At 64.2% G+C, this 24887-nt stretch carries 20 protein-coding genes; 14 read left to right on the top strand and 6 right to left on the bottom strand.

Annotation, left to right across the window (positions count from 1 at the left end; genetic code table 11):
• Positions 1-109 precede the first annotated feature (109 nt).
• The 5 genes from AB0323_RS03970 to AB0323_RS03990 all read left to right on the top strand — a co-directional run bounded on the left by AB0323_RS03970 (position 110) and on the right by AB0323_RS03990 (position 6252).
• Positions 110-1558: an FtsX-like permease family protein gene (locus tag AB0323_RS03970; RefSeq protein ID WP_366176199.1), complete on the top strand. Its 1449-nt coding sequence runs from the start codon at positions 110-112 to the stop codon at positions 1556-1558.
• Between the two features lie 2 nt (positions 1559-1560).
• Complete coding sequence (locus AB0323_RS03975) at positions 1561-2262, top strand: ABC transporter ATP-binding protein (RefSeq protein ID WP_366176200.1); 702 nt, start codon at positions 1561-1563, stop codon at positions 2260-2262.
• A 103-nt stretch (positions 2263-2365) separates the two neighbouring features.
• Complete coding sequence (locus AB0323_RS03980) at positions 2366-3436, top strand: Gfo/Idh/MocA family oxidoreductase (RefSeq protein ID WP_366176201.1); 1071 nt, start codon at positions 2366-2368, stop codon at positions 3434-3436.
• Between the two features lie 100 nt (positions 3437-3536).
• A complete protein-coding gene (locus tag AB0323_RS03985; protein ID WP_366176202.1) occupies positions 3537-4391 on the top strand; it encodes a hypothetical protein in 855 nt (284 codons plus the stop codon).
• 118 nt (positions 4392-4509) lie between these two features.
• Entirely contained in the window at positions 4510-6252 is a 1743-nt protein-coding gene (locus AB0323_RS03990) for a hypothetical protein (RefSeq protein ID WP_366176203.1), read from the top strand.
• A gap of 136 nt (positions 6253-6388) precedes the next feature.
• On the opposite strand, the gene AB0323_RS03995 is transcribed toward AB0323_RS03990, so the two are convergent.
• On the bottom strand, positions 6389-7864 hold the full coding sequence (locus tag AB0323_RS03995) for a chlorohydrolase family protein (protein WP_366176204.1): 1476 nt from the start codon (positions 7862-7864) through the stop codon (positions 6389-6391).
• Positions 7865-8073: 209 nt separating this feature from the next.
• Here AB0323_RS03995 and AB0323_RS04000 point away from each other — a divergent pair, with 209 nt between their 5' ends.
• A complete protein-coding gene (locus AB0323_RS04000) occupies positions 8074-9483 on the top strand; it encodes a DUF3100 domain-containing protein (protein WP_366176205.1) in 1410 nt (469 codons plus the stop codon).
• A 908-nt stretch (positions 9484-10391) separates the two neighbouring features.
• Positions 10392-10889, top strand: a complete 498-nt coding sequence (locus AB0323_RS04005) for a uracil-DNA glycosylase (protein WP_364538599.1) — start codon at positions 10392-10394, stop codon at positions 10887-10889.
• 5 nt (positions 10890-10894) lie between these two features.
• On the opposite strand, the gene AB0323_RS04010 is transcribed toward AB0323_RS04005, so the two are convergent.
• Positions 10895-11341, bottom strand: a complete 447-nt coding sequence (locus AB0323_RS04010) for a DoxX family protein (protein ID WP_366176206.1) — start codon at positions 11339-11341, stop codon at positions 10895-10897.
• A 130-nt stretch (positions 11342-11471) separates the two neighbouring features.
• The gene (locus AB0323_RS04015; RefSeq protein ID WP_366176207.1) at positions 11472-13691 is read right to left on the bottom strand and encodes an NADP-dependent isocitrate dehydrogenase; all 2220 of its coding nucleotides are present in this window, start codon (positions 13689-13691) and stop codon (positions 11472-11474) included.
• 210 nt (positions 13692-13901) lie between these two features.
• Here AB0323_RS04015 and AB0323_RS04020 point away from each other — a divergent pair, with 210 nt between their 5' ends.
• Both AB0323_RS04020 and AB0323_RS04025 read left to right on the top strand, forming a co-directional pair.
• Positions 13902-14894, top strand: a complete 993-nt coding sequence (locus AB0323_RS04020; protein WP_366176208.1) for a hypothetical protein — start codon at positions 13902-13904, stop codon at positions 14892-14894.
• A gap of 173 nt (positions 14895-15067) precedes the next feature.
• The gene (locus AB0323_RS04025; RefSeq protein WP_366176209.1) at positions 15068-16096 is read left to right on the top strand and encodes a hypothetical protein; all 1029 of its coding nucleotides are present in this window, start codon (positions 15068-15070) and stop codon (positions 16094-16096) included.
• Positions 16097-16272: 176 nt separating this feature from the next.
• On the opposite strand, the gene purH is transcribed toward AB0323_RS04025, so the two are convergent.
• Positions 16273-17970: a bifunctional phosphoribosylaminoimidazolecarboxamide formyltransferase/IMP cyclohydrolase gene (purH, locus tag AB0323_RS04030; protein ID WP_366176210.1), complete on the bottom strand. Its 1698-nt coding sequence runs from the start codon at positions 17968-17970 to the stop codon at positions 16273-16275.
• 120 nt (positions 17971-18090) lie between these two features.
• Here purH and AB0323_RS04035 point away from each other — a divergent pair, with 120 nt between their 5' ends.
• From AB0323_RS04035 to AB0323_RS04045, 3 genes are read left to right on the top strand one after another with little or no spacing between them, the layout of a single operon-like run.
• Positions 18091-19041 (top strand): BadF/BadG/BcrA/BcrD ATPase family protein, encoded by a 951-nt coding sequence (locus AB0323_RS04035; protein ID WP_366176211.1) that lies wholly within the window; start codon positions 18091-18093, stop codon positions 19039-19041.
• A complete protein-coding gene (gene murQ / locus AB0323_RS04040; RefSeq protein WP_366176212.1) occupies positions 19025-19999 on the top strand; it encodes an N-acetylmuramic acid 6-phosphate etherase in 975 nt (324 codons plus the stop codon). Before AB0323_RS04035 ends, murQ begins: the two co-directional genes overlap by 17 nt.
• A 19-nt stretch (positions 20000-20018) precedes the next feature.
• The gene (locus AB0323_RS04045) at positions 20019-21371 is read left to right on the top strand and encodes an MFS transporter (RefSeq protein ID WP_366176213.1); all 1353 of its coding nucleotides are present in this window, start codon (positions 20019-20021) and stop codon (positions 21369-21371) included.
• Positions 21372-21612: 241 nt separating this feature from the next.
• Here AB0323_RS04045 and purN read toward each other — a convergent pair whose 3' ends face one another.
• Positions 21613-22185: a phosphoribosylglycinamide formyltransferase gene (gene purN, locus AB0323_RS04050; protein WP_366176214.1), complete on the bottom strand. Its 573-nt coding sequence runs from the start codon at positions 22183-22185 to the stop codon at positions 21613-21615.
• 38 nt (positions 22186-22223) lie between these two features.
• Between purN and AB0323_RS04055 the strand changes: the two genes are divergently transcribed.
• Positions 22224-22646: a hypothetical protein gene (locus tag AB0323_RS04055; protein WP_366176215.1), complete on the top strand. Its 423-nt coding sequence runs from the start codon at positions 22224-22226 to the stop codon at positions 22644-22646.
• Positions 22647-22676: 30 nt separating this feature from the next.
• On the opposite strand, the gene AB0323_RS04060 is transcribed toward AB0323_RS04055, so the two are convergent.
• The gene (locus tag AB0323_RS04060) at positions 22677-24008 is read right to left on the bottom strand and encodes a DUF6350 family protein (protein WP_366176216.1); all 1332 of its coding nucleotides are present in this window, start codon (positions 24006-24008) and stop codon (positions 22677-22679) included.
• 359 nt (positions 24009-24367) lie between these two features.
• Here AB0323_RS04060 and AB0323_RS04065 point away from each other — a divergent pair, with 359 nt between their 5' ends.
• On the top strand, positions 24368-24832 hold the full coding sequence (locus tag AB0323_RS04065) for a DUF4383 domain-containing protein (RefSeq protein WP_284991734.1): 465 nt from the start codon (positions 24368-24370) through the stop codon (positions 24830-24832).
• Positions 24833-24887: the final 55 nt, after the last annotated feature.

The following is a 24887-nucleotide window of genomic DNA, read 5'->3' on the forward strand; positions in this document are numbered from 1 at the left end:
ACTCTTCACAGGCCCCGCATAGCTTCAGCAGCACAGTCGCACAGCCGCGGTGAGCACTCTTAGGTGAGCAGGCGCGCCGCTGGGGCGGGCCAGGTCCAGAAGGAGAATCGTGAGCGTCCTCGCCCGGAGTGTAGGCAATGCCTTCCGCAACAAGATAAGAACCGCGGCTGTAGTGGCAGTGCTGGCCGTCGCGATCGGGCTGGCGCTGGCCATGCTCGTGGCCAACCAGGCCGTTGGCGGCAAAGTCCAGGAGCTCAATGCCTCCGTGGGCACGGTCCTGACCGTGAACCCGGCCGGGGCACAGGGCTTCGACGGCGGCGGCGAGCCGCTCACTACCGCCCAGACCGCGACGGCGGCAGCCGTACCGAACGTCGTTTCCGTGGTGGGCACCAAGGCGCTGCGGCTGGAGACCGCAACAGCGGCCTCGACCACCGGCACCACGACGCAGCAGACCGGACCGGGCGGCGGCCCGGGCGGCGGTACGAGCGTCACCACCAACCTCCAGGCAGCCATCGACGCCGGCACGCTCGGTAACCGCAACACCAGCGGCAGCACCGGGTCGGGAAGCACCGGGTCGGGAAGCACGGGCACGGGAAGCACCGGAACCGCGCCGACGTTCTCATTGCCCATCACGGCTACCGGTATCGGCGCCGAGGTTGACACTGCCGGCAAGGCTTTGAACATCACCAGCGGCACGGGCCTGGGCGACTACACCGTGGCCAGCACCAAGGCCCTCGTCGGAACTACCCTCGCGACAAAGAACAACCTCAAGGCCGGCTCAACGTTCAGGATCGCCGGTAAGACCTTCGCGGTGACCGGCATCTTCGACGCCGGCACCACTTTCGGCAACAACGCCGTGTACACGACGCTCGCCGAAGCCCAGGCCCTCGCAGCAACACCCGGCGAGCTCTCCAGCATGGTGGTGACGGTCAACAGCATGGCGAACGTGGATGCCGCCAAGACGGCTCTACAGACTGCCCTGGGCTCCGGAAAGGCAGACGTGACGCAGGGCCAGCGGAACCTCGAAACCGCAGTCAGTTCCCTGGACAGCGTCAAGAACATCTCACTCGTGGCCTTCATCGCAGCCCTTGGCACGGCCGGCCTGATCATCCTGCTCATCATGGTCATGCTGGTCCGCGAGCGCCGCCGTGAGATCGGAGTCCTGAAGGCCATAGGCGCCCGCAACCGGACCATCGGCTTGCAGTTCGTGCTCGAAGCACTCGTCCTCGTGGCGCTCGGCAGCGTCGTTGGTGCTGCCATCGCTTCCTTCGCCAGCGGCGGCATCGCATCGGCACTGATCAGTTCCAACAGCTCGACGGCGGCCACCACCCAGCGCGGCCCCGGGGGCGGAGGATTCGGCGGCGGAGGCTTCGGCGGACCCGGTGGAAACCTCTTCGGCGGAGCCTCCCAACTGCTCACCTCGGTCACGGCGAGCGCCTCCCCCGGCATCATTGCCGCGGGCGTTGCCGCCGTCTTCGGCGTCGCCGTCGTTGGCGCCCTGGTACCAGCGCTGCTCACAGCCCGCATCCGCCCCATCGAAGTCCTCCGAGGAGAATAGCCATGATTGAAGTCAAAGACCTGGTGCGCCAGTTCAAGTCCGGCGACCGCACCATCAAGCCCGTCAACGGCGTGAGCTTCGAGCTCGAAAAAGGCACCCTCGCCTCGATCGTGGGGAAGAGCGGCAGCGGAAAGAGCACCTTGCTCTCCCTGGTCGGCGCCCTGGACAAGCCCACCAGCGGCGACGTCGTCGTGGATGGGGTCAGCCTGGCCGGGCTCCCCGCGGGCAAACTCACCGAGTACCGACGCCGGGACATCGGCTTCGTTTTCCAGCAGTTCAACCTCATTCCCAACCTCTCGGCAGTAGACAACGTGATGCTGCCCATGGAGTTCGCAGGAATGCGGAAGGCTGCCCGCCTGGAGCGGGCGCGGTCCCTCCTGGAGCAGGTGCAGCTTGATCCCGAAAAACAGTCCCGCCGCATCAACAAGCTCTCGGGAGGCGAGCAGCAGCGCGTTGCGATCGCCCGGGCGCTGGCCAACGAGCCCAAGCTCATCCTTGCCGACGAGCCCACCGGCAACCTGGATGAGCAGACCGGTGAGCACATCATCGAATTGCTCAGTTCCTTGAGCCGGGACCACAACACCACCATCCTGGTGGTAACGCACGACCGGAGCCTGGCGCAGAAAACCGAGCGGCGCTTCAGGCTGCAGCAGGGCAAACTGAGCGAGGAAACGCTGCGTCCGAGGGTAGCTGCCGGGGCCTGATCACGTTTTCCAAACAACGGAAGGAGGGCCGGCGAAATTCGGACGGCTCGTGACTAGAGCGTGTGCTGTATGACTCCTGCCGCGGAATGAGAGGATAGGCCGCATGAGTCTGCATATCACCAAGCCGTGGTTGTTCAGCCAGCCGAACCAGGATCCCCGCGCAGCCACCGGCAGGGCTCTGAACTGGGGCTTTATCGCCACAGGAGGGATCGCTAAAACCGTGAGCGGCGACCTCGCCCAGCTCGAGGACGCAAACCTCTACGCAGTGAGTTCCCGGCGCCAGGAATCCGCTGACGCCTTTGCTGCCGCGCACGGGGTCACGAAGTCCTACGGGGACGACGGCGGAGTGCCCGGCTACCGGCGGCTGCTCGCCGATGACGCCGTCGATGTGGTCTACGTGGCCACTCCGCACGCCCAGCACTTCGAGATCGTCAGGGACGCCCTCAACGCGGGCAAGCACGTTCTGTGCGAGAAATCCTTGACCATCAACGGCCGTGAAGCGGCAGAGCTGGTCGCTTTGGCCCGGGAACGGAAATTGTTCCTCATGGAAGCCGTATGGAGTCGATTCCTGCCCAGCATCCAGAGGGCGTTCGCCATTGCCGCGTCAGGCGAACTGGGCGACATCAAGTGGGTCAGCGCCGACCTTGGATTCCCTGCCCCCTATGATCCCGCCGCCCGGATCTGGGCCCCGGCGGACGGCGGCGGGGCACTTTTGGACCTCACGGTGTACGCGTTGCTCTGGCCTTTGGGCACCCTCGGTTTCCCGCAGTCGGTCAGCGCAGTGGGCACTTTGACGGTCGACGGCGTCGACTCGCAGAACGCGCTCACGCTGGCTTACGACGGCGGTGCCATCGCCCAGCTGACCTCTTCGTTACTGGCCCATGGGCCGCGCTCGGCGTCCGTTGCCGGGTCCAAGGGTTTCCTCCAGACGCGGGGGTCCATCAACAATCCGCGCGAGCTTCTGATTCGAACCGGCTGGGACGAGCCGCGAATCGAACGCTTTGACGCGGTAGGGATCGGCTATACCTACGAACTGCGCGAGGTTACGCGATGTGTCCAACAAGGACTGATCGAAAGTCCCGTGATGCCCTTGGACGATTCATTGAACACGATGCGCCTCTTCGACGGCGTGCGGTCCCAGCTCGGAGTCCGTTACGCCAACGACGCCCGCTGAACTAAATGACAAATCCATCGTCCAATGTCTGGACTAGTTAATTAGTGAGGCCTAGGATGGGAGCGATCGTCGATCCAAGCTGACGCTGGGGGGTGTCGAGATGGAAGCTGAGCAAAGTAAGTCGCGCGTTCTTCATATTCTCCGCTCCATCATGCTCGCTGGCGCCGGAGCTGTCGTTTGGATGGCCCTCTCTTCCACGGCAGCAAACGCTGATTCCGGAAGCGCAAACAACCACAACCTCCTGGGCGGCGCCGGCTCTGCAGTGTCAAACGTCGTGCACAACGAGGTCCATCCACCAGCGGTACAGGTACCGGCTGTCGCCGTGCACGATCTTCCCAAGCTGAGCCGGAGCGTCGACCAACTTGTAGCCAGCACGCCCGTTGTCAGCGTGGTCGTCCCTGAAGGAACCGTCGGTGCCGTGACTACAAGGGTTGTATCGCCGGCAGCAAGCGCGGTTGACGGCGTTGGGGCAAGCGTTGGTTCCTTGGTCGGCAGCCTTCCAGTCACCATCCCCGAGATAACTGTCCCCTCCGTCCAAATCCCCGATGCTGTCGGAACGGGAGAAGCTCCTGCACCGGAACCCGCTGCTGTTGAGCCCGTTGCCGTAGTCCCCCCGACGCCGGCTCAGGATGTCGCGGCCCCGATGCTCGGCGTCGCTGGCCCCAGCGGCCCGCCGGTCCTGAATGGGACACTTTCGACGTCGACAGTCCGGGCCACCAGTTCCGAGGTACCTTCAGCACCCGCGCCGGGCGGGACATTCCCGCCCGGCACACCAAACGGCAGCGACGCCGGAAATAGCTCTGCAGTCCTCACCAGTAATCCTTCGGGGGCTGCTACTGCCTGGCTCCAAGGCACGATTCTGTTTTACCCCTTGACTGGGACCCTCGTGTCCACAGCTGCTGCCGGCAGAGTTCCGGCCCCGGTGTCGTTTGACCCGGGTTCTTCCCCTGACTAGTTCCGAGCCCCGCCGCTCTCCCGGAAGGCAATTCTGGACGGCGGCAAATGGCCAATCAGGCGTAAACGCAGGCTCCTGCGGACGCCTCTGGGAACTACTCGTTCAGGAGAAAAACACAATGCACAGCATGATTCGCAAGGGGCTGCTTGGCACCCTCTTTGCCGGTGGGTTGATTGCCCTCGGCGCAACTGCCGCGAACGCGGCAGACACCACTACAAGTGCGTCAGGCAATGCCTCAGGCACACAAGTCGTTGCACCGGTGTCCGCTCCGGTGACCCTCGGGTCGACGTCGCTCTCAATACTGGGAAATTCGGGCGCCGCGACCACCACCCCTGCACCCGCCCCGGCTCCGGCCCCGGCGAGCAATTCCGGCGGAGCAGCCGTCCCGTCCGGAACCCAGGTGGTGGCTCCGATATCGGTCCCTGTTAATATCGGAGCCGCTTCACTGGCAGTCCTGGACAATTCCGCCACTGGAACAGCCGCTGGCACCCAGGCGACGGCTCCCGTCAGCGCGCCAGTTACCGTCGGTGACACCTCCGTCAACGTCCTCAGCACGACGCCGGCAGGCACCGCGCCGGCAGGCACCGCCGGAGGCGCTGGCGTGACGGCACCTGTGACCGGACTAGCCACCGTCGGCGACACCTCCTTCAACGTCCTCAGCACGACGCCGGCAGGCGCCAGCGGAGGCACCGGCGTCACGGCCCCTGTGACCGGACTGGCCACCGTGGGTGACACTTCCGTCAACGTCCTCACGACGCCGGCAGGCACTGGCGGAGGCACCGGCGTCACGGCACCCGTAACCGCTCCTGTCACCGTCGGCGACACCTCCGTCAACGTCCTCAGCACGACGCCGGCAGGCACCAGCGGAGGCACCGGCGTCACGGCACCGGTAACCGCTCCTGTCACCGTCGGCGACACCTCCGTCAACGTCCTCACGACCCCGGCAGGCACCGGCGGAGGCGCAGGCGTCACGGCACCGGTAACCGCTCCTGTCACCGTCGGCGACACCTCCGTCAACGTCCTCACGACCCCGGCAGGCACTAACGGAGGCACCGGCGTCACGGCACCGGTAACCGGACTAGCCACCGTGGGTGACACCTCCGTCAACATCCTCACGACCCCGGCAGGCACCGGCGGAGGCGCAGGCGTCACGGCACCGGTAACCGCTCCTGTCACGGTCGGCGACACCTCCGTCAACATCCTCACGACCCCGGCAGGCACTAACGGAGGCACCGGCGTCACGGCACCGGTAACCGGACTAGCCACCGTGGGTGACACCACGGTCAACCTGCTCGGCACCACACCAACGGCAGCCACCGGCATCCTCTCGGGCACGGGACTCACCGCACCCCTGAACCTGCTCGGCACCACCCCGACAGCAGCCACCGGCATCCTCTCGGGCACGGGACTCACCGCACCCCTGAACCTGCTCGGCACCACACCGACAGCAGCCACCGGCATCCTCTCGGGCACGGGACTCACCGCACCCTTGGGTCTGCCGATCAATGTCAGCAGCGCATCGGTAGGTTTGGGTCTGCCTTCGGGCATCGTGAACCCGTCGACCGTTACCCCGCCCGTCGTGAACCTGCCGGTCGTGAACCTGCCGTTCGGTTCGCAGGGTTTTGTCGATCCAGGTGCAGCCGCTCCTGCGGGTGAGACGCCGTCGGCCATCGCTTCGGGAACTGCTGCACAGGCCAATGCGGCCTCGGTTTCTGCAGCCGTTGCTTTGGGGGCTGGAACTGCCGTTCTCGCAAGCACTGGCTTCAATGGCCTGTGGTTGCTGTTCGCGGCAGCTCTGCTGCTGCTGGGATTCATCGCGATGGTGGGTAGCCGGAAGATCCGGGCAACCGTTCCCGCATAGTCACTGGCTCGGGCTGCTCCACCGCACTGGAGGTAACCCGTTCCAGGCTCCTCCGCAGGGCATCCAGCCCCGCGGAGGAGCCCATGCGTGGAACCACCGGGGAATCCCGACTGCCACGGTGCGTTACGCTGTCAGGTCACTGGACCTGGGCCGCCGCCGGGGCGTACACCGGGGGGAACAGCTCGGAGGCATCGCGACGCCGGTAGTCGCGTTCGCCGTAGGCTTCCATCATCTGTCCAAAAAGCTGCTGACCCTCGGCACGCAGTTTATCGAGTTCGATGCCTGGGAGTGAGCCGCCAACAACCACGGGGCGGCCCGCAACGTACGTATCGGTGACATTGCGTGCGGAGCCGTTGAGGATCAGCGTGCGCAATGGATCTTCGATGACCCCGTCACGGAAGTCACCTAGTGAGGCGACCATGATGTCCGCTTGCGCGCCCGGAGACAGGCGTCCCAGGTCGTCGCGGCCCAATGCCCTGGCACCACCCAGGGTGGCGGCGTCGAAGAACGCCGACACCGTGCCGGCGTCCCGGCGGCCCTCTGCGATGCGGGCCAGGTGCGTGCCGATGTCGATGCCCTTGATCAGGTCCGGCGGGAAAGAATCCGTTCCCAGGCACATGTTGACCCCGGCGGCTGCGAAGGCATCAAAGGACTTGAGCATGCCTGAGTAGTGGAACGACGTCAGTGGGCAGTGGATGATGCTGACGTCATGCCGGGCCAGCACGTCCAACGGTCCGCCCTCCGCGCTGGAGGACGGGTTGGTCCCGTCGATGACAACCCCATGCGGAATAAGGAGCCGTGTGTCCAGCAGGCCGGAATCCGCAAGCTGCTCCAGGACGGTGCGCCCGGTGAGCTCGACAAGGAACCCGTCTTCGTTGGTCCCCTGAAGGCAATGGAGGCGGACCAGCGCGTTGCGTTTGGTGGCCAGCTCCGCGGTCCGGCGCATTAGTTCGTCCGAGAGCGTCTCGATTCGGCAAGGCAGCAGGACACCGGTAAGCAACGGATGTCCTAGCTCGTCGGCGTAGTCGAGGAACCGCGCGGCGTCAGCGAATCCTTTACGTCCTTCTTCCTCGTCGAAGAGGATCACCCGTTGGCCGTCGTCGTCGGTAACATTGATCCCCGAGCGGTACGCGGGGCCTAGGAAGCCGCGCAGTCCGAGCTCGATGCTGGACTGCGCCATCCCTTTGAGTTCTTCGAAGGTTTCAGCCCATGAGCTGTGGATCTCCGAGGCGATCGGCATGTAGGTGGTCACTCCGTGCAAGGCGAGCTGCGCCAGGGCGAATTTGCGCACGCTCTGGCGCTGCGCCCCAGTGAAGACATCGCGCCGGCGGTTGTGGAAGTAGTCCTCAGACCATTGCAAGCCCGGGGCCGTCTCGTCGGTGGGCCAAGAGTCGAAGATCATGTGATCTATGTCCGTCAAGGCATCGAGATCGATAAGGCCGGGTGCGATGAGGCTCTGTCCGAAGTCCCGGCGTTCGTCCACGGGACCCGGGTAATCCGTCCCGACGTAGATGATCTCGTCATCCCGCATCACGACGTGCCCGTCCGTGTGCATCTCGTGCCCGGTTCTGTCATAGCCAAGGACGTACCGGGCAGAAAGCTGAGTAATCATAAACCCTCCAAGTTTGGTATTCCAGGTCAAATAGCCGCAGATCAAGTTCGAAGTTGGCCCGAACACGCAGTTGCCTTAATTTCCAAGAATTTCCAGCAGCTTCTGTGACATGTCTTGCAATGCGATGTGATCCACCTTACCATCTTTGGTATACCAAATGACTGGACGGATCCGTCCTCGCCACTGCAGCACACGAAGGGTGCACAACAATGAAGAACCAATCCACAACCACTCCGGAGGTGGATACGCCCGTAGTCAATGTCGATCACGAACCGGCCCGCCTCTTCACCCCCACGGCACGGCAATGGGGATCGATGATCCTGCTGTCCACGGCCATCTGCGCCGTCGCCATCCTGGCCGGCACGCACAAGATTCCCCTGGGCAACGCCGCCATCGTGCTGATGCCCGTCTTGTGGGCGGTGCTGATCGGTGCTGTCATCGGCGTCCAGAAGGTCCGTCCCATGTCGGGCCAAAGCCGCGCCGTCGCCTCGGTGTTGCTCAACGTCAGCATCGTCATGTTCCTCGGGGCCCTCGGCACCCAAGTGGGGCCCTCTTTCGCCAAACTGACCTCTCTCGGCCCGGCCATCCTGCTCCAGGAAGTGGGCCACATCTTCGGAACGGTCATCATCGCCCTGCCGGTCGGTGTGGCGCTGGGCATGGGCCGCACGGCCATCGGTGCCACCTGGGCAATCGACCGTGAATCCTACTTGGCCTACGCATTGCAGCGTTTCGGCGTGAAATCCCCGATTTACCGGGGCGTCTTCTCCGTGTGGCTTCTGGGCAGCGTCTTCGGCGCAGTCTTCATCTCCCTGCTGGCAGGCCTGCTCGGCGGGATGGGCATCTTTGACCCCCGCGCCCTGGCGCTGGGCCTGGGCCTCGGCTCGGGTTCCATGATGCTTGGCGGCGTAGCCGCCCTGTCCATCATCCATCCGGAGCAGGCGCCAGAGATCATGGCGCTGGCGGCCCTGTCCAACCTGGTGACGAACCTTGTGGGCTTCTACGCCGGGGCCTTCCTTTCACTGCCGATGTCCTTGCGGCTTTACAAGTTCTGGTCGCGACTCTTCCGCCGGGATGACGAGGGCAAGCGCCTTGACCGCAACGGGAACGCCGTTGTCGCGAACCTGCGCCGGCCACAGGACCGAACCAAGGTGGACGTTTCGGCTGTGATCCGGGACCCGGAGGTGCGCACGAAGCCTTCAACATGGATCATCGCTTTTGCTGCAAGCATCTCCGCGGGCGTGGTTCTCAACGCCTTGGGCACCAAGTCCATCAGTGTCAACGACGTCATTGGCGTGGTGATCCTTGGCCTCCTAACCGCTCTGGCATTCGTACTTGCCAAGTTCGTGCCCGCCGTGCCGTCAAGCGTATGGGTCCTTGCACTCGCCACCTTGGCAACCGCTCCGATCCTGCCTTTCAGCGGCATGATCGGCTCATTCACCCACAACCTTGACCCGCTCTACGTGGGCCTTGGCTCGATCGCCCTGCTCGGCATGAACGTGGGGCGCGACATCAACGCGCTAAAGACCCTGAACTGGCGCACGGTGATTGTGGCGACAATCACGTTCTCCGCGAGTTTCGTGGCAGCCGCGGCACTTGCGCAATTCGTCATCCACGTCTGAACTGCGGCACTTAACAACTGGCACTGAATAACTGACACTGAACAATTGACGCCGAACAAGGCGGGTTGAATGGGCCCTTTCTGTCCATTCAACCCGCCTTTTCGCGGCTCTGCTCCCGCCCTCGGCGGCGCGTACGGGTGATGTTCGACGCATCGCGGCTCCTTCATGCCCCTGGGCTGCGCGACAGACCGTGTCAGGTGAACAGCGGAAGGACACCAGACCGCCTGTGGCTTGCTAAGATCTAAAGGCTCAACCGGCCACCCGGAGAGCCCCCCATCAACTGGCCCGGAACGGACGTGCCCCCACGCGCCCCGGTATCGGCCCCTGCCCGACCCCAGGAGACCCCTGCTCTCATGACCGCATTGGCCGAACCGGACTATTTCGACGTACACGACGAGGATTACCGCAGCGCACTGGACTCGCGGTACGAGGAAGGTTTCGGGCGCGGCCCCGAGCTCGACGACGACGACTACAGCGGCTACGACGAACTCGACAAGCTCTTCGATGGTTTGTTCGACGACGAGGATGACCTGGACGCCCCGGCCAAGGCCGAAAAGAAGGCGACGGCCAGGAAAGGCGCTCCGAAGGCTACCGCCGTAAAGACGGCCACGCCGAAGAAGGCTTCCTCAATTTCCATGCCCCAGGCCAGCCCGGTCATCACCCGCAAGATGGAACCTGCGGCCGCTCCCGCCGTCGAAAACACTCCGACGGTAACCGCCGTCGAGCCGACCGCCGTTGAGCCGACCGCCGTCGAACCGGCAAGCTCCGCAGAGGCTTCCGCCGAAGAAGTCGTGACTCCACCGGTCCCGGACAGCCCCTTCTTCGCCCCGCACATCGCGCCGGTGAACCAGCATGTGGAGTTCCTCCGCAAGCTCCGCCCCGGCTTCGAAGTTCCCTATGTGGATCCGATGCATTCGGTTGAGGACTGCCGGATTGTCACCCTGTTTTCCAACAATAGCGAAGCCTCCTCGCGGGGCGTTGTCTGGGCCGGCGACGACGCCGCCGCAACCCGGCTACTGGGCCTGCAGTTCCAGCTCGGCCTGCGCCCGGAATGGATGATGCCATGGAACACCCACCCGTGGTTCACTCCGGGCGAGGCGAACGGAAAGCTGACTCCCGAGCAGATCGCCGCCGGTCTGAAGCCGCTCATCGCTTTCCTCAAACTCGTTCCACGCGCTTCGGCGATCGTCGCCCACGGAACGGAAGCCAACCGCCTGGCGCAGATGCTCCTCAAGACTGACAACCAGCTGATCTGGCGCCGCGGATTGAAGGTCTACAAGGCCCGTTCGCTGCACGGGCGCGCCTTCGCCGGGTCCAAGGAACGCCAGACCGAATGGCTGATCGAAATGGGCCGCTCCTACGCGGATGCCATGGCCCGCGCGGGTCTCCAGGCCGGTCGGCGCTAGGGCGCCTAGCGCCGCGACTTCCGGGCTGGCTTCCCGGCAAACAGTTTCCGGTCCAGCGAAACCGCCCCCGAACCGATGAAGGCAAACGCCAACGCCAACGCGATATACAGAATGAGCAGCTCAGCGTTGATTCCGGGACTATTGCTCAACAGGGGCTTGCCCGATTCGGTGACAAACCAGATCCCGGCGTACATCAGGGCGGCCAGGAAACCAGCCACCCTGGTCAGGGCGCCGAGCACCAAAAGTGCGCCCAGTCCGGTTTCGCCCCAGATGACGAGCCAGGACATCAGCTCCGCTTTTTGAACACCCATGGCAGCGATGGTTGCCTCGAACGCGGGCTGCCCGGCGAGGAGCTTCTGGACTCCGTGCAGTAGCAAAAGGCCGCCGAACACGATCCTCAGAAAGGCGATGCCACGCGAGGACGATGTCTGCGAAGGAAGGAGGAATTTCACCCGGTCCAATCTTCCATGTCGACGGCGGAGCTCAAAACGGCCGCGCTTAAATGCAACTGACTCGAAGTTGTTGTCGTTCTGAGCTCTCAAAGCGACAACAACTGCGAGTCAGTTGGGTGGGGCGGGGTGCCTAGTTCAGCGTGGCGACAACCTCGTTGAGCTTTGCGGAAGGACGCATCACGGCCTCTGCCTTTGCGGCATCGGGGCGGTAGTAGCCTCCGATGTCGACAGGCGAACCCTGGACTGCGAGCAGCTCGGCGATGATCGTTTCCTCGTTGGATGTCAGGGCTCCGGCGACGGCGGAGAATGCCGCGGCGAGTTCGGCGTCGTCGGTCTGCTGGGCCAGTTCCTGTGCCCAGTACTTGGCGAGGTAATAGTGGCTGCCTCGGTTGTCGAGCTCGCCCACCCGTCGCTTCGGGGACTTGTTGTCCAGGAGGAACGTGCCCGTGGCACGGTCCAGCGTGTCTGCGAGGACCTGGGCCCGGGCGTTGCCCGTGGTGGTGGCGAGGTGCTCGAAGCTAACCGCGAGAGCAAGGAATTCGCCCAGGCTGTCCCAGCGCAAGTGGTTTTCCTGCAGGAGCTGCTGGACGTGCTTCGGAGCCGAACCGCCGGCACCGGTCTCGAAGAGGCCGCCGCCGTTGATCAGCGGAACCACGGAGAGCATCTTGGCGCTGGTGCCAAGTTCGAGGATCGGGAACAGGTCGGTGAGGTAGTCACGCAACACGTTTCCGGTCACCGAGATGGTGTCTTCGCCCTTGCGGATCCGCTCCAGCGTGAACGCGGTGGCCTTCTCCGGGGACATGATTTCGATCTGCAGGCCCTCGGTGTCGTGGTCCTTCAGGTATTCCTTGACCTTGGCGATCAGCTGGGCGTCGTGGGCACGGCTTTCGTCGAGCCAGAACACGGCCGGCATCTTGGAAGCGCGGGCACGCGTGACAGCGAGCTTGACCCAGTCCCGGATCGGCACGTCCTTGGTCTGGCAGGCGCGCCAGATGTCGCCCGGTGAGACCTGGTGTTCGATCAGCACGGTTCCAGAGGAATCCACAATCTGCATGGTTCCGGCGTACTCGACCTCGAAGGTCTTGTTGTGGCTGCCGTATTCTTCAGCCGCTTGTGCCATCAGGCCGACGTTCGGAACCGTCCCCATGGTGGTGGGGTCGAAGGCGCCATGTGCACGGCAGTCATCGATGACAACCTGGTAGACGTCCGCGTAGCAGCTGTCCGGGATGACGGCGAGGGTGTCGTGCTCCTTGCCGTCCGGGCCCCACATGTGGCCGGAGCTGCGGATCATGGCCGGCATCGAGGCGTCAACGATGATGTCGCTGGGAACGTGGAGGTTGGTGATGCCCTTGTCAGAATCGACCATGGCCAGTGCGGGGCCGTCGTCCAGACCCTTCTTGATGGCCGCCTTGATGCCTTCGCGGACGTCCTCCGGGAGTTCATCGAGGCCGTTGAGGATGGAAGCGAGGCCGTTGTTTGCGCTCAGGCCGGCGGCAGCGATCTGCTTGCCGTAAGTGTCGAAGAGCTCCGAGAAGTACGCCTTGACGACGTGGCCGAAGATGATCGGGTCGGAGACCTTCATCATGGTGGCCTTCAGGTGTGCCGAGAACAGCACACCCTCTTCCTTGGCACGGACCACCTGGGCAGCCAGGAACTCGTCCAATGCCGAAGCGCGCATCACGGTGCCGTCCACTACTTCACCAGCGAGGACGGGGAAGGCCGGCTTGAGGACCTTGACGGTGCCGTCTTCGCGGACAATCTGGATCTTGACGGTGTCATCGGCCGGGATAACCACGGACTTCTCGTTGGAGCGGAAGTCGTTCGCCGTCATGTGCGCAACATTGGTCTTGGAGTCCGCGCTCCAGGCACCCATGGAGTGCGGGTTCTGGCGGGCGTAGTTCTTCACCGACAGGGGTGCGCGGCGGTCCGAGTTGCCTTCGCGCAGGACCGGGTTGACGGCCGAGCCCTTGATCTTGTCGTAACGTGAGCGGATGTCCGTCTCTTCGTCAGAGGAGGGGTTGTCCGGGTAGTCCGGAAGCGCGTAGCCCTGCGCCTGCAGTTCGGCAATGGCTGCCTTGAGCTGCGGGACGGATGCGCTGATGTTGGGGAGCTTGATGATGTTGGCTTCGGGTTTCTTTGCCAGTTCACCCAGTTCGGCCAGTGCGTCGCTGATCCGCTGCTCTTCAGTCAGGTAGTCGCCGAAGACGGCGATGATTCGGCCGGCCAGCGAAATGTCGCGGGTCTCGACCTCCACGCCCGCCGTCGAGGCGAAGGCTTCCACAATCGGCAGGAACGAGTACGTCGCCAGCATCGGCGCTTCGTCAGTGTGGGTATAGATAATCTTTGCCATTGGCGGGGCATCTCCCTGAAAGTCTGCAGATTTCAACATCTCTAACTTACCCGAGGGGGCCGGATTGGCGCGTACTGGGACGGCTCCGAACGAACTATGCAACGTCATAGCCCGCCTGGCCATATGTACGTCCGCGCCAAATCGGAGTAGGTTCATTGGGTCAAACTGTGGCCGACGACACGTGGCCGCCAAACGATTGGCAGGACAATCATGACAAAGAAATCACTCCCCATCACTGGTCTCCTGAGCCTCCTTACCTCCGCCGTTTTGACCCTCTGTGCCGCTGGAGGGGCGGCAGCCGCAACGCCTTTCACTGCGGTTTCGAGCTTTGCAGCGCCTGGGACGCAGCAGCTCGTCAGTCTGGCGACAACAAACACCGACCCCACGGCGTACTGGACTCCCGAACGGATGCAAGCAGCAATCCCCGGCGATGTCCTCGCTGGCATGGCCCTCGCACGGGGTGGGGCTTCCAGCACCGCCGGCGGCACGGTCGAAACCGGTCCGCCAGTGAAAATCGCCAGCACCAAGGGCGGCAGCGCGAGCCTGCATCAAGACGAAGACCCCATTGACCACGTCGGCAAGGTCTTCTTCACCATGGGTGCCTTCGCCTATGTCTGCTCCGGCAACGTCGTCGTGTCGGATAACGACAGCACCGTCGCGACCGCGGGCCACTGTGTCAATGAGGGTCCTGGAGCGTTCGTCCGGAATTTCGTTTTCGTTCCGGCCTATCTCAACGGGAAAGCTCCTTACGGCATCTGGCCTGCCAAAGCCCTTTACACCACACCCCAGTGGCGCACCGCGGGCGACATCCGCTATGACACAGGCTTCGCAGTCACTGCCACGGTGAACGGCAAGCACTTGGCCGACGTCGTTGGCGCGTCCGGCGTGGAGTTCAACCAGGACCGGGGACTCAGCTATCAAGCCTTTGGCTACCCTGCCGCGCCGCCGTTCGACGGACAATCGCTGAAGAGCTGTTCGGGCGAGGCCACCGATGATCCCATCAATCCACAGTTCAAGGCACAGGGCATTCCCTGCGACATGACCGGCGGATCATCGGGCGGACCGTGGATGGTCGACTCCGGGCGGGATTCCTACCAAAACTCCATTACGAGCTACGGCTACCCCGGTGGCCCGGCCGTGATCTACGGGCCGTATTGGGGCTCCGTCATCCGGGAAGCCTACGAGTCGGCGTCGACATCCTAGGTGTTCGGCCACCCGGAAAAATGGCAGAATTCGCATCTTGTCAAAACGAAAGTCAAATCTCACACAATTTCGGCAATTTCTTTACATACTTGTCACGTCTTGGGTAGTTTCGGTTCCGTCAGTCGGCGGCCACCACCAACCGGCCACCTACCCCCTCGATCTCTAGGACAACTGTGACGAGAACCAAGACCTTGGCCACAAGTCTGCTCGGCCTCGCTGCCGCCGCCTTGCTCGCACTGGGCGCCGGCAGCGGGGCCGCCGCGGCTCCTTCCATAAGCCATGGCACCGATGCGTCGACCGTCAGCAGCGATTCGGCGTCGGATGGCAGCACCGCTGAGTATTGGACTCCTGAACGGATGAAGAACGCCGTCTCCGGCGACGTTCTGGCGGCCAAGGCGCTCACCCGGGCACACGCCGCAGTGGGCCTTGCCAATCTCCCGGTTTCTGCCGAGCAGCTTTTTCCCGCGCTTGGCCGCGCAGTGACTATCGAAGGCCAGAAACCCACCAGCGCCACAGCACCGTCGGCCGTGGATCGCAAAGCCAACGCAGGTGAGCCTCCTGTCTCGCACATCGGGAAGGTGTTCTTCACCCTGGGCGGGGTGAACTATGTCTGCTCGGGCAACTCCGTCACCTCGGCCAATCAAAGCACCGTCTCCACCGCGGGCCATTGTCTGAACGAAGGCCCCGGAGCATTCGCAAGCAACTTCACGTTCGTTCCTGCCTATCTGGACGGGGCCGCGCCCTACGGCAAGTGGACGGCCAAGGCGCTCTACACAACCAGCCAATGGTCCTCGAATGGAAACATCCAGTACGACACCGGTTTCGCCGTGATGAACACCCTCAATGGCCAGAAGCTCTCAGACGTAGTGGGCGCCTCAGGGGTCCAGTTCAACGCCGCCCGAGGACTTGCCTACAAATCGTTCGGATACCCTGCAGCATCTCCCTTCACCGGAGAATCACTCAAGAGCTGCTCCGGTACGGCCACCAATGATCCCTACAACCCCCAGTACAACACCCAGGGGATCCCTTGCAACATGACGGGTGGCTCCTCCGGTGGCCCGTGGTTCATTGGAACCAACTCCAGCGGGTACCAGAACTCGGTGAACAGCTACGGCTACGGCAGCAACTCCACCACGATGTACGGCCCATACTGGGGCGCGGCCATCCAAGGCACATATCAAACCGCGTCCACGGCCCCATAACCTCCCCCCTCTCCCCGGACATGCCCCCTGTCCGCTCCCAGGACTGGACATGTTAGGAATATGCCCAGTCCTGAGCATAAAAAATGGACATGTCCCCCGGGAAAGGGGGGACATGTCCATTTTTTGGTGGAGCGGGTGGACTCGGTGGAGCGGGCGGACTTAGTGGAAGTCCAGGCTTAGTGGAAGAAGTGCCTTGCTCCCGTGAAGTACATCGTGATCCCGGCGGCGTTGGCCGCGGCAATGACTTCCTCGTCGCGCACTGAACCGCCAGGCTGGACGACGGCGCGGACACCGGCGTCGATCAGGATCTGCAGGCCATCGGCGAACGGGAAGAACGCGTCGGAAGCGGCCACGGCACCGCGGGCGCGCTCGGGTGCGCCAGTCGCGGCTGATTCTGTCGTTCCGACATTTGAGGCACCGCCGGGGGCATCGCCCCCAACAGCACCGCCGGACTCCACCTGAACGCCCAAGGTGTTGGCGCGTTCAACGGCCAGTTTGCACGAGTCCAGGCGGTTGACCTGGCCCATGCCGATGCCGACTGCGGCTCCGTTGTTGGCGAGGAGGATCGCGTTGGACTTGGCGGCGCGGCAAGCGGTCCAGGCGAACGCGAGGTCGGCCAGCGTGGCGTCGTCGGCGGCTTCGCCGGCTGCCAGGGTCCAGTTGGCGGGGTTGTCGCCGTCGGCGTCCACCTTGTCGGCTTCCTGGACGAGGACGCCGCCCGAGACCTGGCGGATTTCCGTCGGGTAGCGGCCGTAACCGTCCGGCAGCGCCAGCAGGCGGATGTTCTTCTTCTTGGACAGGATTTCAACGGCTTCCGGCTCGAAGCCCGGGGCGATGACAACCTCGGTGAAGATCCCGGCTACGGTCTGCGCCATACCCGCCGTGACAACGCTGTTTGCCGCGATGACGCCGCCGAAAGCGGACACCGGATCGCAGGCGTGGGCCTTGGCGTGGGCGTCGGCGATGGGGTCGGCGGCATCGGCGGAACCGACGGCCACGCCGCAGGGGTTGGCGTGCTTGATGATGGCGACCGCGGGCTCGGAGAAGTCGAATGCGGCTCGGAGGGCGGCGTCGGCGTCGACGAAGTTGTTGTAGCTCATGGCCTTGCCGTGCAGCTGGTCTGCCTGGGCGATGCCGGCGGGCGCGGCCTTGTCCACGTAGAGGGCGGCCTGCTGGTGCGGGTTTTCGCCGTAACGCAGGACCTCGGAGCGCTCCAGCGCGAGACCGGCGTAGGCGGGCCAGTCGATGACGCCATCGCCGTCTTCGTCGAGGAACTGGCTGGCGGTCCAGGTGGCAACGGCCGTGTCGTACGCTGCGGTGTGGGCGAAGGCTTTCGCTGCCAGGCGGCGGCGGGTCTTCAGGTCGAAGCCACCCGAAGCGGCGGCTTCCACCACGGCGCCGTAGAAGTTCGGGTCGACAACGATCGCGACGGCGGCATGGTTCTTCGCGGCCGAACGCACCATGGCGGGGCCTCCGATGTCGATCTGCTCGACGACGTCGTCCTGCTCAGCGCCGGAGCGGACGGTCTCAACGAACGGGTAGAGGTTGACCACCACGAGGTCGAAGGGCTCGATCTCCATCTTGGCCAGCGTTTCCATGTGGGCAGGAACCCGGCGGTCGGCCAGGATGCCACCGTGCACGCGCGGGTGCAGGGTCTTGACCCGGCCATCGAGCATCTCCGGGGAACCGGTGACTTCTTCGACTTCCTTGACCGGAATACCGGCTGCGGCAATCCTCTTCGCGGTGGAGCCGGTGGAGACGATGGCGACTCCTGCTGCGTGCAGGCCCTTCGCGAGCTCCTCCAGCCCCGTCTTGTCGTAAACCGAGATCAGTGCACGGCGGATGGGAACACGGTCAAGCTGCGTCAAGCTCACAAAAGTCTCCGTCTTATATCGCGGGATTCCGCGGTTGCTGGGGATACGGATGAGTTTATCGTGTTGTGGCTCCTCTTAGTTTTTCGAGACGTGGCGGCGCCCGCAACATATGGTTGGGCCATGGATTCCGCGGATGTGATTTTGGTGGCCGACGTCGGCAAGAGCCGATGCAGGGTAGAACTCCGGCAGGGCGATGAGGTGTTGGGCTCGGCGGACCAGCAAGGCTTCCCCGGCCTGGGCATGGACAACGGCGCCCGGCTCGCCTTCGAGCTTCTCGCGGACACCGCATCCATGCTGCCGAGAGGGCTTCCGGCAGCTTTCCCGGAAGGTTCGTTGCGCGGAATCGGCGCCGCCGTGGCCGGGGTTGAGGCCTCCGCGGCGAACTCCCACCGGCTCGCCGTTCTGCTTTCCGAACGCTTCAAGGTCCCGGCCGCGGTCCTCTCGGACGCCACCGCGGCCCAGCTCGGCGCCCTGGACGGCGCGCCCGGAACAGTGCTGATTGTGGGCACGGGGGCCGTTGCCTTCCGCTTCGACGACGCCGGCACCCTCCACCGTGCCGACGGCTGGGGACCGCTGTTGGGCGATCGCGGAAGCGGCCGGTGGATCGGCCAGCAGGGTCTCCAGGCCGCACTGCAAGCGCACGACGGCGGCCCTGCCACTTCGCTGCTCGACGCGGCTGCCGCGCTCGTTGGCTCGCCCGCGCAGCTTCCCGCGTGGCTCGCCGAATCCGACAACCCGGCCCGGACGATGGCGCGTTTCGCCCCTGCGGTGCTGAAAGAGGCGGAGGCGGGAGACGCCGTCGCACGCGGCATTGTGGACGAAGCGTGCAGGCTCCTCGTGAACACTGTGTTGCTTGCCTCCGGCGACACGAACGGCGGCACGAAGCAAGTGGCGCTCCTTGGCGGCGTCGTGAAATCGGAGTTCTTCGGCGGGCTCTTGCACAACGCCCTCGCTTCGGCTGGGATTGAGGTGGTTGCGGCACTCGGCCATGGCATGGACGGGGCCGCCCTCGCAGCGACCCGCCGCGGGCTCCTCCAGGAAAGGTACATTCACCGTGACGGAACAGCCTGACGCACCTTCCACTGACTCTCCCGGTTCCCCTGACGGCGACCGGCTCAAGGAACTCCGCTCCGAGCTCGCGGGCCTGCAAACAGAAGCGGCATCGCCCGCGCTCAGTGAATTGGACACCATGGGCACGGCCGAACTCGTCGCCGCCATGAACGAGCAGAACCGGGGCGTCCCGGCCGCCGTCGAACAAGCCAGCGAACAGATCGCCGCAGTGGTCGACGCCGTTGCGGAACGCCTCGCCCGCGGCGGTCGGCTGCTCTACGTCGGCGCCGGAACTGCCGGACGGCTCGGAGTCTTGGACGCGAGCGAATGCCCGCCCACGTTCGGCACTCCCCCGGGACTCGTCATCGGGATCATCGCGGGCGGCACCCAGGCCATCCAGAAACCGGTGGAATACGCCGAGGACAACGCCACGGCCGGGGCCCGGGACCTGCACGACATCAGCGTGACCGAGGCGGACGCCGTCGTCGGAATCTCGGCATCGGGACGAACGCCGTACGTGATCGGCGCCCTCGAGGAGGCCCGCAGCCGGGGCGCGTTTACGGCATCGATCGCCTGCAACCACGACTCACCCATCAGCAAATTGGCGGACGTGGCGATCGACGTCGTAGTCGGCCCGGAGTTCATTGCCGGTTCAACGCGGCTGAAGGCGGGGACCGCCCAGAAACTCGTCCTCAACATGATCAGCACGCTCGCCATGGTCAAGCTCGGGAAGACCTACGGGAACCTGATGGTCGATCTGCGCGCCACCAACAACAAACTCCTTGCGAGGTCCCAACGGACCATCCAACATGCCACCGGCGTGGACGCGGAGACGGCGATTCGCGCGCTCGATTCCGTCGGCGGATCGGTCAAGGCGGCCATCCTGGTGCTGCTGACCGGCATCGATCCCGCGCAGGCGAAGAATGCTTTGGATGAGGCCGGGGGATTCCTGCGAAAGGCGATCGAGAAGCACGGATAGAGTTTCCCCAGGAGGGGAAATGAATACTTACACAACCGTCCCGAGCGGCGAACAGGTTGTCCAGGAGCTGCCGTGGCGGTGGAAGGTCCAGGGCCGGATCTTCCTGATCGGTGGGCTCGGCTTCATGTTCGATGCCTGGGACGTCACCCTCAACGGCATCCTCATTCCGCTCCTTTCCAAGCATTGGTCCCTCCAGCCCGCCGACGCCGGATGGATCGGCACTGCCAACCTGATAGGCATGGCCTTGGGCGCCTTCGTCTGGGGAACCATCGCGGACACGATCGGGCGGAAACGGGCATTCACCGCCACCCTGCTCATCTTCTCGATCTTCACCGTGCTGGGTGCTTTTTCCCCGGACTTAGTCTGGTTCTGCATCTTCCGCTTCATGGCCGGCTTCGGCCTGGGCGGGTGCATTCCAGTGGATTACGCCTTGGTAGGTGAATTCACCCCACGGAAGCAACGCGGCAAAGTGCTTACTGCAATGGATGGTTGGTGGCCTGTGGGCGCAGCCCTGTGCGGCTTCATTTCGGCCGGACTCGTTGCAGCCTTTGCCGATTGGCGCCTGACCATGCTCGTCATGGTGTTGCCTGCCCTGCTGGTGTTCTGGATCAGGCGGAGCGTGCCCGAATCCCCGCTCTTCCTCATCCGTAAAGGCCGGCGCCAGGAGGCCGCCGACGTCATCGACAGTCTCGTCCTGGCCACAGGAGCCGAGCCTCGCGCCTACAGCCTTCCCGCACCACACGACGCGCCGCGCCTCTCCGCCTCCAGCGGGTGGCAGCAGCTGCGACTCATCTGGCAGTTCAACTGGAAGATCACGACGGCGGCATGGGCCCTGTTTTTCAGCATCCTCCTGGTCTACTACTTGAGCCTGACGTGGATGCCGCGGATTCTGATCGGTGCAGGATTCGAGGAGTACAAGGCCTTCGTGACGACAGCCGGGATGGCCGGCGTCGGGCTCTTGGGCGTGGCGGCCGCCGCGGTGCTGGTGGAGCGCGTGGGCCGCAAGTGGATCCTGGCCATCACCGGGCCACTGTCCGCGTTGACCCTGGTGATTGTGTCATTGGTGGTGGACATTCCTGACGCGGCGGTGTTTTGGCTGCTGGCGTTCGGCTTCGTTGTTCAGGTGGCCATACCGGTGCTTTATACCTACGTGTCGGAGCTCTACCCCACCGAGCTTCGGGGTTCCTGCTTCGGCTGGGCATCCACATTTTCACGGGTTGGAGCCGGGATCGGGCCGCTCGTGTTCGCCTCGTATTTCTGGCCCGAGTTCGGCTTGGCCACGTCCTTCGCCTTGGCCGGCGGGCTCATTGTGCTGTCCGTGCTGTGGATGGCGTTGTTTGCCCCGGAGACCAAGCAGCTCGACCTCCACTGAGCATGCCCCCTGTCCGAGGCTACGAGTGGACATAACAGCAATATGTCCATCCTTCGGGGGCAGCAGTGGGCATGTCCCTTGGGGAGTGCCGCACATGTCCACCCTTCGGGGTCAGCGGTGGGCATGTCCCTCGAGGAGTGCCGCACATGTCCCCGAGGGGTGCCCAACTAGCTCGCATTAGGTGTCGTTTTCAGGCCTCAATACGAGGTCTAATGCGAGTCAGTTGGGTCGGAAGGGGGACTCAGGCGTGCTTTCCAGCCGCGAGGTCTGCGAGGGTCCGGACCAAGAGCCTGCGCTCCACCACCTTGATGCGTTCGTGCAGGGTGTCTTCGGTGTCGTCCGGGGCGATTTCGACAGCTTCCTGGGCGATGATGGGCCCGGTGTCCACGCCGGCGTCGGCCCAGTGGACAGTGCAGCCAGTCACTTTCACGCCGTAGGCCATGGCATCGCGGACTCCGTGGGCTCCGGGGAAAGCGGGCAGCAGTGCGGGGTGCGTGTTGAGGTACTTGCCGCCGAACGCGTCGATGAATTCCGGGCTGACAATCCGCATGAATCCGGAGGAAACCACCACGTCCGGATCGTACGAGGCGACGGCTTTGGTAAGCGCGGCGTTCCAATCGGCCCGGTCTGCATAGTCTTTGAAGTCCACCACGAAGGTGTCCAGTCCAGCTTCAGCGGAGCGTTCCACGCCGTAAGTACCCGGCCGGTCGGCTCCCACGGCTGCGATCTCAACGTCCAGCTCTCCCGCCTTCACGGCGTCGATTACTGCTTGGAGGTTGGAACCGGTGCCGGAGACGAGGACAACAATGCGCATTGCACTAGCTTATGGCTGGCTCGCGTAGGCTGGAAAACATGAATTCCGGCGTTGGACCCACCCCGCAGCATCAGCCACAGAGCGAGGCTGCCAAATCAGCGCTTGCCGTTACCCAAACGCTGTTCAGGGCATTCCTGCTGACTGTTCTTGGCGCCGTCTTCGTCTACACCCTGAACATCAGCTACGTCTGGCTCAGTGCCGTCCTCACCGTCATCGCGGGGGTGCTTGGAGTGGTGGTCCTCGTCCGGACGATCCGGTTCAAGCAACCGCGCATCGTGCTGTTTGGCACCATTTCCGGGCTCGTGGTCACCGCCATCATGTGCCTGCTGGTGATCACCGCCGTCGTCTTCTTCCAACAGATCACCACTTTGAGGGACTGTGCACGGGGCGCCCTGACGCTCCACGCCCAAAACTCGTGCCAGGTGGACTTCCAAAACTCCATTCCCTCCGGATTGCGCTAACCGGGGCGCAAGCCAGGTGAGGCGGGCACTTTAGCGGCGGTCGCCGTCGTACACGGCATCCTCGAGATCCGCTTCGCGGAGCTTCTGCCGCCTTTCGAGCCAGGGCCCCACCCAGTAACCGATCACGACGCCGATCCCCACCTCCGCGGCGATCCAGACTGCCGTCCCCCGCGGGTCCGGGCCGATCTCGGTGAGGCGACCGATTCCGGCGGAACCGCGCGCCAGCCAGGCAAGGCCTCCAGCCAAAGCCCCGGCCACAGACCCGATGAGCGCGCCAAGGATCAGCGTGGAAACAGGAGCCGTGAACCAGCGCGCCTTGATCTTGATGGAGAGCCATTCGTCGAAGTGGTTCTCCCCCGCGCGCAGGAACCACCAGCCCGCCAACAGACCGGCGATCACCGGAAGGGCAAGGGCCGCGGCACCGAAGTCGAGCTGTCCGGTGGGCAGCGCGCCGAAAACAGGAATCGCAGGCAGGGGCCCGACGGCGGTGCCCAGCGGCCCGACGTGGGAGCCGACACCGAGGGAGAACCCGGCGCCGGAGGACCAGGCCAAAGTGAAAACCGCCAGATTGGGTAGGTAGCCGAGCTGGGCGATGGTCAGGACGCCGCCGCCGAGGGCCCCGGCTTTCAGGCCTTCATAGACGGCGATGATGTCCGTCCAGTGCATGACAAGGTCGACGGCGAGCAGTGTCGCCGAGAGTGTCATGGCCGCCATGACCGCCACGAATCCGGCCTTGATGGCGGAGCCGAAGTAGGAACCGGCCCAACGGGAATGTTGGCTTGTGCGCGCGAGCCAATCGACGGCGTCGACCCCAATGAGCCTGCTCCAGGAGCCGGACTCACGCCGGGCGCCCACCACCATGCCGAGGCCGAACGGGATAAGCGGCAGGAATGCTGCGAACCAGATGTTGATGACGACGTCCTGCGTGCGGCACACGAACCCGGTGGCCGCGCCGAACGCCCCGTAGACAAGCAACGCTCCGAAGAAGGCTTGCCACAGCTGGTCCGTGTAGGAAGCCCTGGCCAGTCGGCGGCCCGCGCGCCATGCCAGGAGGAAGGGGACCAACGTCAGTCCGAGCGGGATAAGGGACAGCATCCCGGATCCCGGCAGGCCTGCGGTTCCCATGTTGACGGTGGCAAGCTGCAGCGGCACGCCATGGACGAGGAGCCAGGTTTGGCCAGCCAAGCGTGCCAGGAAGTCGATGGTGTGGTTCTGGAATCCGTCAGTTGCCCAGACGCCGATGAGCGGCAGGACCACCACGAGCGCCGAGATGATGGCGGCCTGGGCCGACTCAAGGGCACCCTGCAGCCACAAAGGCATGGGCAGGCCATGGTTACCGGTCTGATCAGCGCGCAGTTTCATCGTGTTCTATCGTGCCACGGCGTGCCGCGCTCCCCCGGCAGGCGCCCGCGCGGCCCGCAAATCCACCAACGCCCGCTCACTTATATCCCCCTCCCGGCCAACGCCCGCTCACTTATGCGGCGCGAACGCCAAACGCCCGCTCACGACCGCCGTGCCGCCGCCGTTTAAGTGAGCGAGCGTCCGGGGAAAACGCCATACAAGTGAGCGGGCGTCGGGGCCCGCCGGCGGCGCTCCCCAGCGCCGCCCCGAGGGCCGCCCGAGTGCCGCCCCGGGCACCTCGAGGGCCGCCGATCCCCGCGCTTTTTGCATATGTCAGACGTAAAATTGGATTGTTCGCAATAGGTGGATGGAGGGCATAAATGACTACCGCAACCCCACATGCACACGGTGTTCACTTTGGACGGACGGACATCCAGAACATCGGCATGGGTGTAGGTATTCTGATGGCGCTGGTGGGCCTTCTCGGATTCATTCCGGGCATCACCATGCGGTACGGGGAACTGCAGTTCTTCGGGCCAAATTCGCACGCAATGCTCCTGGGTGTGTTCCAAGTGTCGCTGCTGCTCAACATTGTGCAGCTGCTCATCGGTGGAACCAGCTGGGCGATGTCCCGCTCGGGCGGCCATAGCGCACGCAATATCCTGATGAGCTTCGGTGCCTTGTACATCGTGTTCAGTGTGTATGGACTGAGTGTCGGGGTTGATTCGGCGGCCAACTTCCTGTCGCTGAACACGCTCGACAACTGGACGTTCATGGTTTTGGGCATCCTGATGATCGCCGCAGGCTGGATGTTTTCACGGCATCTGGCTGACGACGCAAAATAGACCTGTTCACAGGCCCGGATTAAGTTAGCCCGGGATTACAGGAGCCGCCAATGGG

This window comes from Arthrobacter sp. NPDC080031 (assembly GCF_040702485.1).
Classification (GTDB): domain Bacteria; phylum Actinomycetota; class Actinomycetes; order Actinomycetales; family Micrococcaceae; genus Arthrobacter.